This is a genomic window from Danxiaibacter flavus, assembly GCF_041060425.1.
GTDB lineage: Bacteria > Bacteroidota > Bacteroidia > Chitinophagales > Chitinophagaceae > Danxiaibacter > Danxiaibacter flavus.
Genome location: NZ_JAULBC010000001.1, coordinates 812,420 through 829,942, shown reverse-complemented (window position 1 = coordinate 829,942; position 17,523 = coordinate 812,420). Strand labels below are relative to the sequence as shown.

Sequence of the window (17,523 nt, the reverse complement as noted above, 5' to 3'; positions counted from 1 at the left end):
TGGTCAAGTACGAGTTACGAAGTACGAAGTACCTGGCTCGAACAAGTTTACTGTTTTCAGTCTTCACATTCCTGTAAGTACGAGTTACGAAGTACGAAGTACTTAAGTGCTAACAAGTTTATCAATTTCGATCTTCATAATCGTTGAAAGGAATTGAGAAAAATAAACCCGCCTGAACCTAAGTACTTCGTAATTCGTACTTCGTACTTTCTACAATTAAGCTGCTCAAAGAATTAAAAGCTGTCCCACCTTTCACTATTCACTTTTCACCATTCACGGCTTCACTACTTCACTTCTTTTTCCTCAATCTTTCCTGTATGTTTATTTTTAACGATCACTTTTTTTGCTCCGTAATGTGTCATTTCTTCTTTGATCAGATAGTTATCTGCATCGTATTCAACAAGGTGGCTGTCTTTTGTAAGACCTTCTTTACCACGCCAGATATCCAGTTTCACAGGCTCCCACAATTTAGTTTTGGCTGATTTGTAAGCAGCATCAATGATGGCATTAACAACATATCCGTCATAAAATGTTTCCCTGGGATCCACGCCTTTTTCCATGCTGTTGAACATGTCCATGAACATATGATTATAACCCAGTTCATTTACTTCGTCACCGACAGGAAAAAGCCAGCCGGTATTGCTTTCTGCTTTTTCAGCAACATAGTCAGCGCCCTTGCCTGTAGTAAACATTTCAAATCCGGTACGTAAAAAACTGTTGATCCAGATTGTTCCCTCGCTTCCCATTACTTCATCCCGCAGATCCATACCACCGCGGAATGTCCAGCTTACTTCAAACTGACCGATGGCCCCGTTTTCATATTTCACTAAACCGATAGCATGGTCTTCTGCATCGATGGGTTTTACCTGTGTATCCGCCCAACACATTACTTCAACAGGTTTAATATCTTTTCCAATGTAGCTTCTGCCAATCTCAATGCAGTGACAGCCCAAATCGAGGATACATCCACCGCCTGCCTGTTCAATATTCCAGAACCATTCGCTGTGCGGGCCAGGATGTGTTTCGCGGCTCTTCGCCCACAGCACACGGCCAACAGCACCGTTCTTCACACTTTCATGCGCTTTGATGAATTTGGGTGTATATACCAGGTCTTCAAGGTATCCATTGAAAATGCCGGCCTCTTCCACAGCAAGCAACATGCGTTTTGCTTCCTCGGCATTGCGGCCAAGCGGCTTTGTTGTAATAACAGCTTTTTTGTGCTTGCAGCAAAGCATCACAGCTTCTTCATGCAGGTTGTTGGGCAACGCGATACAAACTACTTCAACATCCGGATTAGCAACAGCTTCTTCCATACTCGTAGTCCAGTGCTCGCAATTATAATCGGCAGCAAACTTTTTTGCACTTTCCTCCCGTCTTGCATAAATGCATACTACTTTATCCCTGCTTCTTAAACCCTGTAAAGCATCTGCGTAAAAACGGCCGATGAATCCGGCGCCGAGCATAGCAATTTTTTTCATGACAATGTCTTTAAGTTATAAGTTATACGTTGTACGTGTTTTTTTCGTTAGATGATGATTGAGCAAGTTAAGGCATCTTGGGGAAAATAGAATGACGAATTCATTAACGATGCCATTAAAGTGTGAAAGCAGAAACTCTTTTTTCATGTTCTTTTGGCTTGATCCAAAAGAACCAAAAGATCAAGGCAAACACGAATGCCTCCGGCCGTTTTGCCGCCCACGCCTCTCCAAAGTGCAGCTTTGTTCCTTTTTTCAACCAGGCTCTACTCGTTATATTTTGAAAGGCAGTAGGCTATTCCCCCCTTCTATCGCCGGAATTAAAAGAGTCATCTATCTTCCTGCATTTTTTTGACTTTTTACTTTGAGCGTATCCGTCCATTAATATAGCTATATGCCTACACGAAATTATTGCATCAGGCAATCAATCCTAAATCTGCTAATACAAACAGCGACGTGCCGCACCTTTCACTATTGACCATTCACCATTCACTTTTTTACCCCTCTACACCATTCCCACCGCTTCCGCCTGCACTGCCGTTCTCTTGTTATCTTTAAAGAACAATTGGAATAATACGAACACAGCTAACGCGATGCCTGCCGGCACCATCCAGATGCTTTTCCAATGAACAATATCTCCAGCGGAATAGAAACTCTTCACATAACCAGACAATAACGAACCGATCCACATACCTACTCCGTAGGTCGCCATCGTGATCATACCTTGTGCAGAGCTTTGAATCTTTATTCCAGCTTTGCTGTCAGTATAGATCTGACCTGTTACAAAGAAGAAGTCAAAGCAGACGCCATGCAGAATAATTCCTGCATACAACATCCAGATTCCTGAACTGCTGTCACCAAATCCAAAGCACATGAATCTCAACACCCAGGCAATCATGCCAATGGCAATCATCCATTTTACGCCAAATCTTTTAAAGAAAAACGGAATGAGCAATATGAAGAAAGCTTCTGAAAACTGACCTAATGTCATTTTACTTGTCGGGTCCGGCAGGCCGGCTTCCGTTAGGTACAGATTAGCCAGGCTGTAATAAAATGCAAGCGGAATACAGATCAATATAGATGAGATGAAAAAGATAGTAAATGATCTGTCCTTAAACAACACGAATGCGTCAGCGCCCAGTGTTTGCGCGAAGGAAGCTTTTGTACCTTTTGCCTTTGGCGGCGTTGAAGGAAGGAAGAAACTAAGTAATCCCAATGCTACGGAAGCAACAGCGGCCATTTTGAAAGTGAACACCAGTTGATCGGTTGATACTTTGAAGACTTTATCAATCAGCCAACCCGTTGCAATCCAGCCGATGGAGCCCAGCACCCGGACAGATGCGAACTCTTTCCCCGGATCGCTCATCTGGCGGAAAGCTACGGAGTTCGCCAGTGCCATTGTAGGCGCATACATGAGCGAATACAACAGCATGGGCCAGTAAAAGAAATTGGGGTTGGTGATAGTTGTTATATACCAAAGCAACGCGGCTCCGGCTAAGTGAAGCACACCCAAAACCCTTTCCGCATTGAAAAAACGATCGGCTACCATACCGACAAAAAACGGAGAAATGATTGTAGCAATTGCCATTGCACTATAGGCATCCCCTATCTGATCTCCGGTTGCAGAAAGCACTTTATCCAAGTAAGTGCCCATTGTTACATACCACGAGCCCCAAATAAAGAACTCTAAAAACATCATAGCAGAAAGCCTGGTGCGTATGGATAGATTCATGATTGGTGTTTTTATAGCTGTCAGCTATTAGCTATCAGCTATTAGCTATCAGCTATTAGCTTATAATTCAAACAGGTTAGCTTTGGTGCAACAGATCGCGAGGCGAGGTTGCTTTTTATTTTAAAGAGAATAATATTATAATGGCTATGCAACTAAGTCAAAGGCTCATAGCTGAAAGCTAATAGCTCACAGCTTCGTTTCCACCTCCTTCTCCCAACCACTTTCCTTCAATGCAGGATCATTTTCTTTTCTTAAAAAATCTCCTTCATTGCTTGCTCCCACGGCTTCTGACTGCATCAGCATTTCATCCGGTACAACCTGCACCGGTTCTTTCCAGGCTGTGGAGTCATCATTATAAGCAGGATTTGAGAGTGAGTTATAACAGGAGATCAGTGACCATCGTGGTCTGTCGCTTAAGTTCGCTTCGGATCTATGCAACAGGTTGCTGTGAAAAAATAATGCATCGCCCGGTTGCAGTTCTACATAAACATGTTCCATTGTATCTAAACAATGATTTACCATTACCATATCTGCACCTACCTGTTCTCCGGCAAATCCATGGTTAACGCGGCCGAGTTTATGTGAGCCTTTGATCACCTGTAAACAACCATTCTCTTTGTTTGCTTCAGTAAGTGCAACCATTATGCTTATCAGCTGATCCGGAAACAGGAATTGGTTCTTGTACCAATAACCATAATCCTGGTGCCACTCCCATGCGCCTCCGACTTTCGGTTCTTTTTGCATGAGCTTGGTATGAAAATGACAAACCGGTGCTTCACTGTCCAGCAGTTTGGCTGCAGAATACACCATGCGTTCACTTCTGATCAGTAAACTATATAAATCGTTACCCGGCTTAAACCAGAGCGTCAGTTTTGTTTTTTTACCGGTCTGATCATTCAGATCAAAAGCATTGTTTTTTACAACATCATCACCTGTGGCCAGACTATATAATTTATTTATCTCTTCTGCAGAAAATAAATTCCGGACAATCACATATCCATCGTTGTGGAATGTCTGCACTTCATCGTTAGAAAGAATATACATAGGCATGGCAGCATTTTTTAGTGCAGGCTGAAAATACGAAAGAAAAGTATTGATTGAGAATTAAATTAGCTGTGAGCGGTCAGCTGTCAGCTATTAGCTATTAGCTATCGGCTATCAGCGAGCAGGTATCAGGCTTTAGGCGTGAGGTTTGAGGTTTGAGGCCTATGGAAGAATAAAAAATTCGATCCTGACTTATCTAAATTTTGAAGCTAATAGTGTTTAGTTACGCAGCCCGCACCAGAACAAATCAGACATCAAAAAATCCGACATCAGACATCTTCCAACATCGTACCCGCCCGAGCGTGCCGCCGGTACGGGAAGGCATCTAACATCGTACATCGTCAGTCAATCCACTTCCTATCCTTATATATCTTATATCCCATCTTCAAAGCATCTTTTATTTGCTTGTAGATTTCTTCATCCGCTTTTTTAATGTGGAAGCAACTCTTTCCTTTCAGAAGTTTTAGCAATTCAGGTTTAAATACTTCTTTAATATCAGTATCTGAATAAACAGGCATAAAATAAAACCCGACGTAACCTTTTTGCACCAATGCAGAGGCGAAATACTGTTCAGGCCGCTTACGTCCGGCTACTTCTATTTCTTTTTTACTGATAAGGGAGATCTGCCCCTCTTTACCGCCAACCTTAATGATAGACCCTTTTTCGTAAGGACTCAGCAGTTCTACAAGTTTATTAAAGACCGGCACGAGTTCAGGCTGGCCTTCAGACTTATCTGCGTATTTGATGGGCTTTGTTTCTTTTTTTGAGGATGCAGTTGCTTTTGCCATAAAATTTATTTTACGGATGACTAATGATGGTACCGGTTACTGGTATTGACTGCCTGTTGTTTCTTGAACGTGAATGGAAACGTTTCCGATTGATACAGGTCAAACTTAATATTTTTTGATAATTGTTTCCTAATGCTTTTAACCTCAATTGAATTAATTTTGCCACTTTAAAGAACGAAACCAAAACAATGGCTAAACTGGCTGAAAATGTCTCACAAAGAAGAACCCGTATAGCAGTAAGTGTATTTTTTTTCCTCGCCGGCCTCTGTTTCGCAAGCTGGGCTTCGCGCATTCCAAACATTCAACAAAAACTTCAATTGAATGAAGCTGCCTGGGGCGGAATATTATTGGCATTACCAATTGGACTTATGGTGAGCCTTCCCTTTTCCGGTATTTTGGTTGCACGTTTCGGCAGCCGTCGCATGGTAATTATTTCCGCATGTTTATATGCATGTATTCTTCCATTGCTTGGCCTGGCTACTAATGTTTGGCAGCTTTGCGCCATTCTTTTCTCTTATGGCTTTGCAGGAAACATTATGAATATCTCCATCAACACGCAGGCTGTTGGTATTGAAATGATCTATGAAAGATCTATCATGGCTTCGTTTCACGGTGTCTGGAGCATAGCCGGTTTCACCGGGGCATTGATCGGAACATTTATGGTGTCGCATAACATTACGCCATTTGTTCATTTCTGTATTATTACTGCAGCAGAACTCTTAACTGTTTTAATTTTCTACAGGTATACCTTAAAAGAAGACACCCAACACGAAGGCGAACATCCCCTTTTTGCAAAGCCGGACAAGTTCTTACTAAAACTCGGATTGATTGCTTTTTGTTGTATGATCTGCGAAGGAACGATGTTTGACTGGAGTGGTATTTATTTCAGGAAAGTTGTGATGCCTCCAAAAGAAATGGTAACACTTGGCTACACTGCATTTATGTGTACCATGGCAGGCGGACGTTTTGCCGGTGATTGGTTAAGCGAAAAACTCGGCAAGAAAACAATGATCCAATGCAGCGGTCTTGTTATTGCAGTAGGCTTATTGGTGTCGGTAATTTTTCCCTTCCTGGTTCCGGCCACCATCGGATTCTTATTGGTGGGTCTTGGCGTTTCTTCTGTCGTTCCGCTTGTGTATGCCACTGCCGGCAAATCATCTACAATGCCCGCAGGCGTTGCAATTGCGGCAACTTCCACAATTGGTTATTTCGGATTCTTATTTGGTCCGCCACTCATCGGTTTCGTTGCCGAAGCCTCCAACCTCAGGTGGTCGTTTTCATTAATCGCTTTGTTAGGATTTTGTACGACGGTGTTGGCGAGTGTGAGCAGGATTGAGAAATAAAGTCAAAATTCAAAAGTAAAAATCAAAAAATAGGTGCGGCAGGTTTAGAGAACTATTACAGGTTAAAATTTAAAACTCAAAAACGCAGGTCAAACTGTTGCTTATTTTTTTAACGACATTCAGTAGCCGCAAAAAGATAACAAGGTCAAAACTAAAGTTTTGAATTTTTACTTTTGAATTTTGACTTCAACGGCTACGCCGTTACGTGCAACAAAAACTTCTCCTTAAAATATTCTTCCTTAAAGATTTGATCGATGGGGACCATGCGGGGACGAAGACCGCTTTCGAAGATTTCCTGGGCAAGATCTCCGCCCTTGAGGCAGATTAAACCATTGGGTAATTCCTGCGTGTTGCCTTTTTTGATCAGCGGCTTGCCCCATGTCCATAACTCTTTCAGCGGAGCAACGGCACGCGACACAACAAAATCAAACTTCCTGTTTTTTATTTCTTCCGCTCTTGTATGCTGAACGGTCACGTTCGTCAAGCCGACACCGTCAGCCACACCCTGAACAACTTTTAGTTTTTTGGCGATACTGTCTACCAAATGAAATTGCACTTCAGGAAACATGATGGCCAGCGGAATACCTGGAAAACCACCGCCGGTACCAATATCAATGATCTGAGTACCTGGTTTAAATTCAATTACAGCAGCAATGCTTAATGAATGTAATACATGCTTTTCGTACAAACCCTCAATATCTTTCCTCGAGATCACGTTGATCTTGCTGTTCCAATCGCTATACAATTCACCCAGAGCGGCAAACTGTTTTGTTTGTGTCTCTGTGAAATCAGAAAAATACTTAAGTATGATGTCCATTAAAAGCTTGAATTAAGTTGATCGTATTTCTATTCCGAAAGAGCGAACCGTTCACTATTTCCAATTCTTACCCGGCTTCTTCACCAGCGTTGGCGTAAACAAGGTATAGTAGATAAACATCCAGATATCAAAAAGCAGGAACATTGGCCATAAATCTTCTTCGTTGAGTTTCTTCATAGCCTTTTTCCAAATAACGGCGAGTACAACCAAACGCACAGTAAACACACTTAGCGCCAGCCACCAGTTAAAAAAGATGATTGACGCAATTAACAACGGATAAACCAAAGCGTGGGACAGCGAATACAATCCCAACAAAAACTTGTGATTCTTTTTATAATATTTAGCAGTTGTGTAATGCCTGCTTTTTTGTCGCCACCACTCTGTCCATGTTTTCTTCGGTTCACTCAATGTATGCGCATCCTGATCTATTACGATAGCGGTATTGTGTTTGTTTGCGACCATATTAATAAACAGGTCGTCATCTCCGCTTGGAATCATGTTGATCGCAGAAAAACCTTTGTTTCTGAAGAACACATCTTTTTTATAGGAAAGATTTCGTCCTACACCCATGTATGCTTTTCCGGCAAGTGCGAACGACAAGTATTGAAGCGCTGTATGAAATGTTTCGAAACGGATGATCTTGTTAAGCAGTCCGGGCATTTTGTAATAGGAGCCGTAACCCAATACTACTTCTATCCCATTGTGATATCCGTCCTGCATTTGCTGGATCCAGTATTCCGAAGCAGGTACGCAATCCGCATCTGTCAGCAGTACAATCTCATATTTAGCAGACTTGATTCCCATTGAAAGCGGAAACTTTTTGCCCGGGATCAATTTGGCTTCCTGTGTTAATGCGATGGGTGTGAGATTCTTGAATGACTTGCGAAATTCGTCCAACAGGTATTTTGTATCATCCACGCTATTGTCATTCACGACAATTATTTCATGCGTTGTCTTATAATTCTGGACCAGGATGCCCGGAAGATTCTTAATTAAATTTGGCGCTTCATCTCTCGCACAAATGATCACCGAAACGGGATATTCCTGCGACTGCTCTTTTTTGGGGGCAGCATAATTGGCCAGCTTTCTAAAGTAACGGAGGTAATAGAAAAGCTGTATAATTATAATAACACAGAAAGCAATAAAGATTAAATGTTGCCACCAGGCCAGGGCAAAAATAAAGTCCATAGGCGCAAAAGTAATTTAACATTGACAGATTTGGGCGAAGATTTTCCACAGGAAGTGGAAAGGTTTTGAACCACGGAGACACCGCGACAATACGATACACGGCGTTTTTTGCCACAAAGTCGCAAAGACGGAAAGAAGCACAAAGGTTTTGAACCACGAAGCCACTTACGACAAGGCGAAACACGACGATTACCCTCTTACTCTCTTACGTTCTTACTGTCTTACGGTCTTACACGTCTTACGGTCTTACTGTCTTACTGTCTTACGCTCTTACAATCTTACGGTCTTCTTCTCTTATCTTTGCGCGCTATGGCAGCTTTAGCGTTCGAATTACAGCATACAGACAACAACAGCAAGGCCCGGGCGGGAAAAATGACAACGGATCACGGCGAAATATTAACGCCGATCTTTATGCCCGTTGGCACTGCAGGCAGTGTGAAAGCTGTAAATCAACAGCAGCTTGAGCGTGACATAAAGGCCCAGATCATTCTTGGAAATACGTATCACCTTTATTTAAGACCGGGAACTAACATACTGGAAGAAGCCGGTGGCTTGCATAAATTCAATGGATGGAACAGGCCAATTTTGACAGATAGCGGCGGTTACCAGGTATTTTCCCTGGCCGAAAACAGAAAGTTAAAAGAAGAAGGAGCACTTTTTCAAAGTCATATAGATGGTAGTCGTCATTTGTTCACTCCTGAAAACGTGATGGATATACAGCGCAGCATAGGTGCTGACATCGTTATGGCGTTTGATGAATGCACACCTTACCCCTGCGAATATGCTTATGCTAAAAAAAGCATGGAGCTTACACATCGCTGGCTGGACAGAGGTTTCAAGCACTTTTACGACACGCCGGACAAATATGGCTACTCGCAAAATCTCTTTCCAATTGTTCAGGGCAGCATTTACAAGGATCTGCGTGTGGCATCATGTGAATACATTGCTTCGAAGGGAGCCGTGGGCAATGCCATTGGCGGTTTAAGCGTGGGCGAACCGGAAGAAATGATGTATGAATTTACCGAGCTATGCTGTGGCCATTTACCCTCCGAAAAGCCGAGATACTTAATGGGCGTAGGTACTCCGTGGAATATACTTGAATGTATTAGTCTTGGTATTGATATGTTCGACTGCGTAATGCCAACGCGTAATGGCCGCAATGGCATGCTTTTCACTTCAAAAGGTGTAATAAATATCCGCAATAAAAAATGGGCCACCGATTTCACTCCTATTGACGATGGCATTGATTGCGAAACCAGCAATTACTACACAAAGGCTTATTTGCGCCACCTTTTCGTAGCCAACGAAATTCTGGCGCTGGAGCTGGCAAGCCTTCAGAATCTTACTTTCTACCTCTGGCTGGTCGGTGAAGCGCGGAAACATATAATAGCCGGCGATTTCAGAGCCTGGAAAAACGGGATGGTGCTGAGATTGAAACAACGCCTCTGATTAGGACCGGGATTTTGTCTGGACCAAGATTTATGGGATTAGGAGATTGGCAGGATTTTTCTGTTGGGCGGAAAATATTTAATACGAGAGATTAATGCACCTTATACCTTACGCCCTTATATCTTATACCTAACACCTTATACCTAACACCTTACACCTTACACCTTATGCCTGAAACCTGATACCTGATACCTGACACCCCAAGCTGATAGCTGATAGCTAAAAGCTGACAGCTATTTCACACCTCCGCAACAAGTTTTCCATTACTTTTGTCCATTGACAAACGAGCATCCACTAAATGAAGAAATTAGACTGGTACATACTAAAGAAATTTTTAACCACTTTCTTCTTTTCGATATTCCTGTTTACCATTATTTCAGTGGTGATTGACACCAGTGAAAAAACTGATGACTTTGTAAAAAGCGGATGGAGTTTTTATAAGATTGTTACCGACTACTTTCTCGCATTTATACCGCATATCATTGCACTGCTGTTTCCTTTGTTCGTGTTTATTGCGGTGATTTTCTTTACCTCTAAAATGGCAGGCAAAAGCGAGGTGATCGCAATTCTGGCCAGCGGAACCAGTTTCAAAAGGTTTCTTGTTCCTTACTGGCTCGGCGGAATTTTTCTTGCAACAATATTGTGGTTCGCGAACCAGTATGTTATTCCGCGTGCTGAAGTAAAGAGAACATATTTTGAAACTAATTATGTTAATGCCAATTCAAGTTATAATCCTTTGCTTCAAAAGCAGGTGAATAAATATTTCAGGCTTGATTCTTTTACCTACGCGAGCATTCATTATTATGATACGGCAGGGAAAACGGGCGGGCCAGCTTCGTTATACCGTATTAAGGGCAATCAGTTAGTCTACAACCTGCGTGCAGAAAGGATCATGTGGGATACTGCAAAGAGAAGCTGGGAAATGAGAAATGTTTTTCAGCGCACGGTAAACGGACTTAAAGAAACAGTAGGCATTACTCCCGATACACACATGCGTTTTAATTTCATTCCGTTTGACCTTAGCCAGGATGAGTTCACTAAAGATAAAATGACTTCACCTCAGCTAAACCGCTTTATTCAACTGGAAGAATTGCGAGGTTCTGAGACGATCAACGCATTGAAAATAGAAAAGTACCGCAGAGATGCAACGCCTGTCGCGGTGATCATCCTTACCATAATAGGAGCCGTTCTGGCCGCGCGTAAAGTGCGTGGAGGCAGCGGCGCGCACCTGGCTTTGGGCTTTCTTACTGCTGCTGCATTTATTATTACCGACCGTTTTTCAAGTATGTTTTCGGTAAAAGGAAACTTTCCTCCGCTTATTGCAGCATGGCTTCCCAACATAATATTTTCGTTTGTAGCTTATTATTTCTACCGCAAAGCACCTAAATAATATCAGTATGTCCTTCCCGCATCATCCGTTTAGTTAAAGAAACGCGCAATTGATTTTGGATAGTTGCATCAAGCTGCAACGGTTACCGCATTTATGCAAGCAGATATTTTTCTTGTTATCAAATAATTAACTATCAATCATTAGCCTTCAATAATATAAAGACTCCTACCGGCTGTTATTGGATTGCAGGGCCTTTCATGACTGACTTTTAATCATCTGCTAATCGTCTCTCAATCACTATTCACAAGCTTTTCAACATTTGTTCCTTTCTTTTTTGTTCTCAAAAGCAACTTCAATTACCTTTACCCATCGGCACAACATACCCTTCATTTCTTTGTAAGCCGGTGAAAAAAATTTTGAGTTTATGGAATTATTAAAAGAACGGTTTAAGGCGAAGGCCGATGCAGCCAATGCCGAAATCAAAGATTTATTGAAAGAACATGGCACCAAAAAAATTGGTGAGGTATCCCTTGCTCAGGTTTACCAGGGTATGCGTGGCATCACCGGCCTTGTTTCGGAAACTTCATTGCTCGATGCACAGGAAGGTATTCGTTTCAGAGGATATTCCATTCCGGAACTGCAGGAAAAACTTCCTAAAGCAAAAGACGGAAACGAACCATTACCTGAAGGCTTATTCTATTTAATGTTAATGGATGAGCTGCCTAATGAAGAGCAAGTTGAATTTGTTACTTCTACGCTACAAAGACGCTCACATGTGCCCAATCACGTATTTGACATGATAGATGCATTGCCATTGACTTCACATCCTATGACAATGTTTGTTACCGGCGTAATGGCTCTTCAAACAGAGAGTGTTTTTTCACGTGAATATGCCAAGGGGATGAATAAAAAAGACTACTGGCATGCAACATTTGAAGATGTGTTGAACCTGATAGCCAGGCTGCCACGCATCGCAGCTTACATCTATCGCCGGAAATATAAAAATAGCGATCATATACATCCTGACGGTATGCTGGATTGGGCTGGAAACTTTGCACATATGCTTGGCTATGAAAGCGAAGACTTTAAAGAACTCATGCGCTTATACATGACCATTCATGCCGACCACGAAGGAGGAAACGTATCTGCACACACTACACACCTTGTTGGCTCTGCATTGAGCGATCCGTATTTGAGCTTTGCTGCCGGCATGAACGGCCTGGCGGGCCCTCTTCACGGTCTTGCTAACCAGGAAGTAATCAAATGGATATATGAAATGCAGCAAGAACTCGGTACCGACCTTCCTGCACGTGAAGAGATAGCTGAATATACCAAAAAGACACTTGCAGCCGGAAAAGTAGTGCCAGGCTATGGCCACGCTGTACTTCGCAAAACCGATCCCCGCTTTACAGCACAAATGGAGTTTGGTAAAAAGCACATGCCTCAGGACAAACTCTGCCGCACGGTATGGAACATTTATGAAATGGTTCCACCGATTTTGCAGTCGCTTGGAAAAATTAAAAACCCCTGGCCAAATGTAGATGCGCATAGCGGTGCGTTGCTTGTACACTACGGCCTGGTTGAATATGAATTTTACACCGTATTGTTTGGTGTTAGCCGCGCACTTGGCGTGCTTGCAAGCCTTTGCTGGGACAGAGCCCTGGGACTTCCGCTCGAAAGACCAAAGAGCGTCACTACCAAGTCAGTTAAGTTGTGGCTTGAAGGCAAGGAAGAGATTTGGGACTAGGAATGTACGGTGTTAGATGCCCGCCCGAACGTACCGACGGCACGTTCGGGCGGGTACGGTGTACGACGTGGGCACGATCCTGATGAATGTGGCCAAGTACGAATTACGAGGTACGAAGTACGTTAGGTGTAGCAGCGTGAGAGGAATTGAGACACATAATACTTTAGCACAAAAATCTACAAACATAACCGTAACCAGGTGGTTACTGACAGCATAAAATAATAAGGCAGTTCTGAAGAGACTGCCTTTTTCTTTCCAAAAAAATTTGCATATGAAACAAGCCATCAGCTTTATTACGATTGGCGCGGAGAACCTTGAGAAACTGAAACAATTTTATATAGATGTTTTTGAATGGAAGCCGGTAAAAGATGAAAACGGAATTGTTTTCTTCAAGATGAATTCTTTTATACTGGCGTTGTTTCCGGCCGATGAGCTGGCCGAAGATATCGGCATTCATCATGACGGGCAGGGCTTTAAACAATTTACACTTGCTATTAATCTTTCTTCCGAAAAAGAGGTTGACGACATTTTTGCCCAACTGATAAGCAAAGGCGTATCCGTTGTTAAAGAGCCACAGAAAATTTTCTGGGGCGGCTATGCGGGTTACATTGCCGATATTGAAAACAATTATTGGGAAATTGTATACAATCCTTTTGTGGAGCTGGATGGAGAAGGAAATGTGGTAACACACAAGTAGCTGTGAGCTATCAGCTTTCAGCTATGAGCCAAAGACGTAGTCATTGATTCTCTTTTCGATCCTTTTTTATAATAAACGAAGCCCTTGTAATATTTTTAACTTTAGAATTTTGAATTTGCCAATCACATCGTACCTGGCCAAACGCACCGTCAGTATGGGCATAACCTAGAACCGTACATCTTACATTCTCTTAACGTGCTGCACCCAACGTACTTCGTACTTCGTAATTCGTACTTTAAAACCTCACACCTGATACCTGACACCTCACATCGTACACCGTACCCGCCCGAACGTGCCGTCGGTACGGGCGGGCATCTAACATCACACATCTCCCTGTGTTTTTCCCCATTGCAATCCACCACGCTTTTTTCTATTTTTATTATGGCTTTCCTTTTTATACTCCTCAAAACCTTAGACAATGAAATACTCCGATCGTTTGTCGAAAACTGCAAGCTTGTTTGTCATTATCGTTTTATTATATAGTTGCAGTACCACGCATGTTGTTACCAAATATGATTGCAATACAGTTGCCAACAATCCGGCGTATAGCAAAACTACATGGTCGTTTGCCTGGGGACTGGTACAGCCAAAAGATGTTGATCCCAAATGTGATGCTTCTTTTAACCATTTGAATGGCGTGACTGTCAAGAATAATTTTGGTTATGCATTGATTACGGTAGCAACACTTGGCATTGTAATACCACAAAAAGTTGAATGGTGCTGTGCTCCGCCTGAGCCAAAGACAAAAATTCTCGGGACAAACTAACATGGAGAGAAACCAGAAATTGCAGATGAAAACTTCTGTTGATTGAAATCATATTCTCAATGTAAAATGTTTGACCTATGGCACTAACCTATCCGGAAGGAATTCAACTTTGGGAAATTGACGAGTGGACCAATGGACACGAAAACTTTACGTGCAAATTTCAAAAAGACGCATCTTTTAAACTGGTGCTTCCTTCATCCATTACAGACGAAGAAGAACAATATAAAGCCACTACCTCCAATTTTATGTGGCTGGTGAAATATGCCATTGATAATAATCTGTCCATGCGCGCCATGGGTAACGGATGGTCATTTTCGGAAGTAGCTGTTTGTCCCGGTGGCGTAGTAGATACGAAGTCACTCCGGCTTTCCTTTGCGTTAAATAATTCCTTCGTAGCACCTGAATATTTGCAGAGTGGTAAACACAGCGATGATCTCTTTTTTGTGCAGTGCGGCATGAGCGTTATGCAACTGGAAGACATCCTTCAGCAACGTGGCCGATCACCCAAAGCTTCGGGCGCCAGCAACATGCAATCCCTGGCAGGAGCTACATCTACCGGAACACATGGCTCAGCATATCGCGTGGGCGCTGTGCATGATACAATTGTTGGCTTGCATATAATTAGCGGCCCCGACAAGCATGTATTCCTTCAGCGCCAATCCAACCCCGTTGCTTCCGACGAATTCATTAAATGGCTTGGCGCGGAAAAAATAAGTGATGATGACATGTTTAATTCTGCTGTTGTTAGTTTTGGCAGCTTCGGTTTTATTCATGGTGTATTGATAGAGACAGAACCGCTTTTTTTGTTGGAAGAAAGAAGAAGCGATCAGATCACTTACAACGATGCGCTGGTAAATGCCATTAACAATACTATCTTCGACGGAATAAGTACACTACTGCCATACCCCGTTGACGGACCGGACAAATCGTTATACCATTTTGAAGTACTATTAAACCCGCACAATTTTGAGCCCGGGAATGCAGCCAAAGGCGTATTCTTTAAAGTTCTGTACAAGATGCCTTACACAAAAGATTACCCCAGGCGTGTAAGAGATTCCGAAGGACACACTTACGGCGAAACAACACTTGGTCTTGTGCAGACAATACTTGACACCCTGGGATCTACCATCTCAACTTTGTTGGTTCCTCCTCTCGTAAACAAGCTAATGCCACTCGCTTTTAAAGCCGTACCGCCGGCATTTGGTACTTTGGGGGAAACATTCAGCAATACAAAATTCCGCGGCAAAGCAGCCAGCGGAGCTATTGCGGTAAACAGGGCCGATGCATCAAAAGTAATTGACGTTATTATTGACGTAAATAAAGAAACACCTTTCCCCGGCGCTTTGGCTTTGCGTTTTGTAAAAGGAACAAATGCGCTGCTCGGCTTTACAAGATACCCGTCAACCTGTGTGCTGGAATTGGATGGAGTTGAGGCAAAAGTAACCCGCGACTTCTTCCAGAAAGTATGGGACAGGCTTGAAGAGCTGAACATTCCCTATACCCTCCATTGGGGCAAGATCAATTTTAATCTTACCCCGCAACGGCTCAAAAATATGTATGGAGAAGCCAACGTTAATAAATGGCTGCAGTGCAGAAAACAATTGCTGGACGAACAAACAAGAAAAGTGTTCTGCAATGATTTTATGACTCAGTGCGGCCTGGACCTATAAGCATCGCTGAATGTCTGTTGGGCCCGGGGCCTATTCTCTGTGCCGCCTCCGGGCAGCTATGTGTAACTGTATTTTTCAAATTTAAAAAAGCCATTCTTTCAAACAAATCTAATTTTTCAAAAACACCTCTTTTATGCATCCCGCATAAGCGTGTACATTCTTTTTGCAAGCTTCGACATCAGCAGCTATGTCGTAATCAACAGTACGTTTTGAGCCCGGGAATTCCATTGTGATAAGCGTTATCGCATCCCTGTTATTGGTTGGATCATCATCGTCCACAACTGCGGTAGTTGCCCATGTACCTAAAGAAATGCCGCAGCCAACATTCCCCGGAAGCGATGATCCGCAGGACGCCCGTGGTTGCTTTTCACCGGCATTCGCAATGGCAGGATCACTCGGATATTTTGCATTGGTCCGTAGCGTTAACAAGTTCCCGGGAACTACTCCCCCGTTTGCAGAAATATGGGCGGCCATTTTTATAGCCAGTGTACTGTCTCTTTCAAAGCCAAGTGCATAACCCCTTGCATCAGTACGGGGATCTGCATAAATGCCGGCCCGTGATGTATCTCTGATAGCATGAATGCTAACTATGCGGTCAGGTTTGAATGCAGCGATAATCTGCAACAACAATCCATTCTCCTTCTCAATTGAACGATGCAAATGATCCAGCCCCGTTGCAGGGTTGTAGGCTTTTCCCGGAGAAGGCATTTGCCTGTTTGGATCAACCGCACCGGAAGCGGTATAACGCCCTAGATTTTTTACGCTGCCAATTTGCGCAGGTGCTCCCATAGCCATGAGCGCATTATCTACAAACAAGCAGGGAATAACGAGCGTGCTATAGTCCCGGACGGTGTCTTGCATCAGTTCGTTTACCAGTTGTCTTGCAACTTCAATACCGGACAATTCCGAGCCATGCACACCTGCTATTACAAGCGCTTTTTTACCTGTTTTTCCGGGAAAGTAAAAGCCTTCAATAGCTTTGCCGTTTTTGCTGATACCAAGCGTTGTTTTGTGCGCCAGCGCCTTTTCAACGAAAGCAATTTTATAATTATTAAAACTGCTCAGGCTGTCATTTGCATAGGTAGCGGATGCAAAAAATAAGCAGACAGCAATAACGATTACCGTTAGATAAGGGAAGGGTTTCATTTTTACATTACGTTAAAAATACTTAATCGGGTTTAGCGGTTTACACGGGACAGAACATGGAATTTACGCTGCCTTAAAGCAGGGATTGGGTTGATAACCTATACCAACCATGCATAGTTGATATTTATGAATGCAAAGAAACACAGCCTGCAACCCTTGTGGAATGTGAAATTTCACAAACAGGATACTTTTCTGTTGAATTGCGGAAAACCGCTGATGAATTGAGGATTGACGTTACCAACTGCATGTTTTATTTGCCTCTAATCATTTTTTAATAGCATAAAATATTGTTTGCAGTAAGTTTGAATACTATACCATTACTAACAAACCT

14 protein-coding genes are annotated in these 17,523 nt (G+C 42.8%); 7 read left to right on the top strand and 7 right to left on the bottom strand.

Annotated elements, in window-relative coordinates:
- Positions 1-284: 284 nt before the first annotated feature.
- From QTN47_RS03245 to QTN47_RS03230, 4 genes are all read right to left on the bottom strand, one after another.
- Complete coding sequence (locus tag QTN47_RS03245; protein ID WP_369327882.1) at positions 285-1,478, bottom strand: Gfo/Idh/MocA family protein; 1,194 nt, start codon at positions 1,476-1,478, stop codon at positions 285-287.
- A 502-nt stretch (positions 1,479-1,980) separates the two neighbouring features.
- Complete coding sequence (locus QTN47_RS03240) at positions 1,981-3,207, bottom strand: nucleoside permease (protein WP_369327881.1); 1,227 nt, start codon at positions 3,205-3,207, stop codon at positions 1,981-1,983.
- A 186-nt stretch (positions 3,208-3,393) separates the two neighbouring features.
- Positions 3,394-4,257, bottom strand: a complete 864-nt coding sequence (locus QTN47_RS03235; protein WP_369327880.1) for a phytanoyl-CoA dioxygenase family protein — start codon at positions 4,255-4,257, stop codon at positions 3,394-3,396.
- A 335-nt stretch (positions 4,258-4,592) separates the two neighbouring features.
- Positions 4,593-5,039 (bottom strand): hypothetical protein, encoded by a 447-nt coding sequence (locus QTN47_RS03230; RefSeq protein ID WP_369327879.1) that lies wholly within the window; start codon positions 5,037-5,039, stop codon positions 4,593-4,595.
- A 188-nt stretch (positions 5,040-5,227) separates the two neighbouring features.
- On the opposite strand from QTN47_RS03230, the gene QTN47_RS03225 reads away from it, so the two are divergent.
- Positions 5,228-6,382 carry an MFS transporter gene (locus QTN47_RS03225; RefSeq protein WP_369327878.1) on the top strand — a complete coding sequence of 385 codons (1,155 nt, stop codon included), beginning with the start codon at positions 5,228-5,230 and terminating at the stop codon, positions 6,380-6,382.
- Positions 6,383-6,575: 193 nt separating this feature from the next.
- Here QTN47_RS03225 and rsmG read toward each other — a convergent pair whose 3' ends face one another.
- Both rsmG and QTN47_RS03215 read right to left on the bottom strand, forming a co-directional pair.
- The gene (rsmG, locus tag QTN47_RS03220) at positions 6,576-7,199 is read right to left on the bottom strand and encodes a 16S rRNA (guanine(527)-N(7))-methyltransferase RsmG (protein ID WP_369327877.1); all 624 of its coding nucleotides are present in this window, start codon (positions 7,197-7,199) and stop codon (positions 6,576-6,578) included.
- A 54-nt stretch (positions 7,200-7,253) separates the two neighbouring features.
- Positions 7,254-8,387, bottom strand: a complete 1,134-nt coding sequence (locus QTN47_RS03215; RefSeq protein ID WP_369327876.1) for a glycosyltransferase — start codon at positions 8,385-8,387, stop codon at positions 7,254-7,256.
- 309 nt (positions 8,388-8,696) lie between these two features.
- Here QTN47_RS03215 and tgt point away from each other — a divergent pair, with 309 nt between their 5' ends.
- The 6 genes from tgt to QTN47_RS03185 all read left to right on the top strand — a co-directional run bounded on the left by tgt (position 8,697) and on the right by QTN47_RS03185 (position 16,046).
- Positions 8,697-9,836, top strand: coding sequence for a tRNA guanosine(34) transglycosylase Tgt (gene tgt, locus QTN47_RS03210; RefSeq protein WP_369327875.1), 1,140 nt, complete (start codon positions 8,697-8,699; stop codon positions 9,834-9,836).
- Between the two features lie 298 nt (positions 9,837-10,134).
- On the top strand, positions 10,135-11,226 hold the full coding sequence (locus QTN47_RS03205) for an LptF/LptG family permease (protein ID WP_369327874.1): 1,092 nt from the start codon (positions 10,135-10,137) through the stop codon (positions 11,224-11,226).
- 364 nt (positions 11,227-11,590) lie between these two features.
- The gene (locus QTN47_RS03200; RefSeq protein ID WP_369327873.1) at positions 11,591-12,913 is read left to right on the top strand and encodes a citrate (Si)-synthase, eukaryotic; all 1,323 of its coding nucleotides are present in this window, start codon (positions 11,591-11,593) and stop codon (positions 12,911-12,913) included.
- A 271-nt stretch (positions 12,914-13,184) separates the two neighbouring features.
- On the top strand, positions 13,185-13,610 hold the full coding sequence (locus QTN47_RS03195) for a VOC family protein (RefSeq protein WP_369327872.1): 426 nt from the start codon (positions 13,185-13,187) through the stop codon (positions 13,608-13,610).
- Between the two features lie 418 nt (positions 13,611-14,028).
- Positions 14,029-14,376, top strand: coding sequence for a Bor/Iss family lipoprotein (locus tag QTN47_RS03190; protein ID WP_369327871.1), 348 nt, complete (start codon positions 14,029-14,031; stop codon positions 14,374-14,376).
- A 77-nt stretch (positions 14,377-14,453) separates the two neighbouring features.
- Positions 14,454-16,046: an FAD-binding protein gene (locus QTN47_RS03185; protein WP_369327870.1), complete on the top strand. Its 1,593-nt coding sequence runs from the start codon at positions 14,454-14,456 to the stop codon at positions 16,044-16,046.
- 108 nt (positions 16,047-16,154) lie between these two features.
- Here QTN47_RS03185 and QTN47_RS03180 read toward each other — a convergent pair whose 3' ends face one another.
- Positions 16,155-17,192, bottom strand: a complete 1,038-nt coding sequence (locus tag QTN47_RS03180) for a M14 family metallopeptidase (protein WP_369327869.1) — start codon at positions 17,190-17,192, stop codon at positions 16,155-16,157.
- Between the last annotated feature and the right edge of the window lie 331 nt (positions 17,193-17,523).

Excerpts from the sequence above, each read along its gene's own strand:
- rsmG (WP_369327877.1), bottom strand. The coding sequence starts at position 7,199 with ATGGACATCATACTTAAGTATTTTTCTGATTTCACAGAGACACAAACA.
- QTN47_RS03235 (WP_369327880.1), bottom strand. The coding sequence starts at position 4,257 with ATGCCTATGTATATTCTTTCTAACGATGAAGTGCAGACATTCCACAAC.
- QTN47_RS03245 (WP_369327882.1), bottom strand. The coding sequence starts at position 1,478 with ATGAAAAAAATTGCTATGCTCGGCGCCGGATTCATCGGCCGTTTTTAC.
- QTN47_RS03180 (WP_369327869.1), bottom strand. The coding sequence starts at position 17,192 with ATGAAACCCTTCCCTTATCTAACGGTAATCGTTATTGCTGTCTGCTTA.
- QTN47_RS03200 (WP_369327873.1), top strand. The coding sequence starts at position 11,591 with ATGGAATTATTAAAAGAACGGTTTAAGGCGAAGGCCGATGCAGCCAAT.
- QTN47_RS03190 (WP_369327871.1), top strand. The coding sequence starts at position 14,029 with ATGAAATACTCCGATCGTTTGTCGAAAACTGCAAGCTTGTTTGTCATT.
- QTN47_RS03185 (WP_369327870.1), top strand. The coding sequence starts at position 14,454 with ATGGCACTAACCTATCCGGAAGGAATTCAACTTTGGGAAATTGACGAG.
- QTN47_RS03225 (WP_369327878.1), top strand. The coding sequence starts at position 5,228 with ATGGCTAAACTGGCTGAAAATGTCTCACAAAGAAGAACCCGTATAGCA.
- QTN47_RS03205 (WP_369327874.1), top strand. The coding sequence starts at position 10,135 with ATGAAGAAATTAGACTGGTACATACTAAAGAAATTTTTAACCACTTTC.
- tgt (WP_369327875.1), top strand. The coding sequence starts at position 8,697 with ATGGCAGCTTTAGCGTTCGAATTACAGCATACAGACAACAACAGCAAG.
- QTN47_RS03215 (WP_369327876.1), bottom strand. The coding sequence starts at position 8,387 with ATGGACTTTATTTTTGCCCTGGCCTGGTGGCAACATTTAATCTTTATT.
- QTN47_RS03230 (WP_369327879.1), bottom strand. The coding sequence starts at position 5,039 with ATGGCAAAAGCAACTGCATCCTCAAAAAAAGAAACAAAGCCCATCAAA.
- QTN47_RS03195 (WP_369327872.1), top strand. The coding sequence starts at position 13,185 with ATGAAACAAGCCATCAGCTTTATTACGATTGGCGCGGAGAACCTTGAG.
- QTN47_RS03240 (WP_369327881.1), bottom strand. The coding sequence starts at position 3,207 with ATGAATCTATCCATACGCACCAGGCTTTCTGCTATGATGTTTTTAGAG.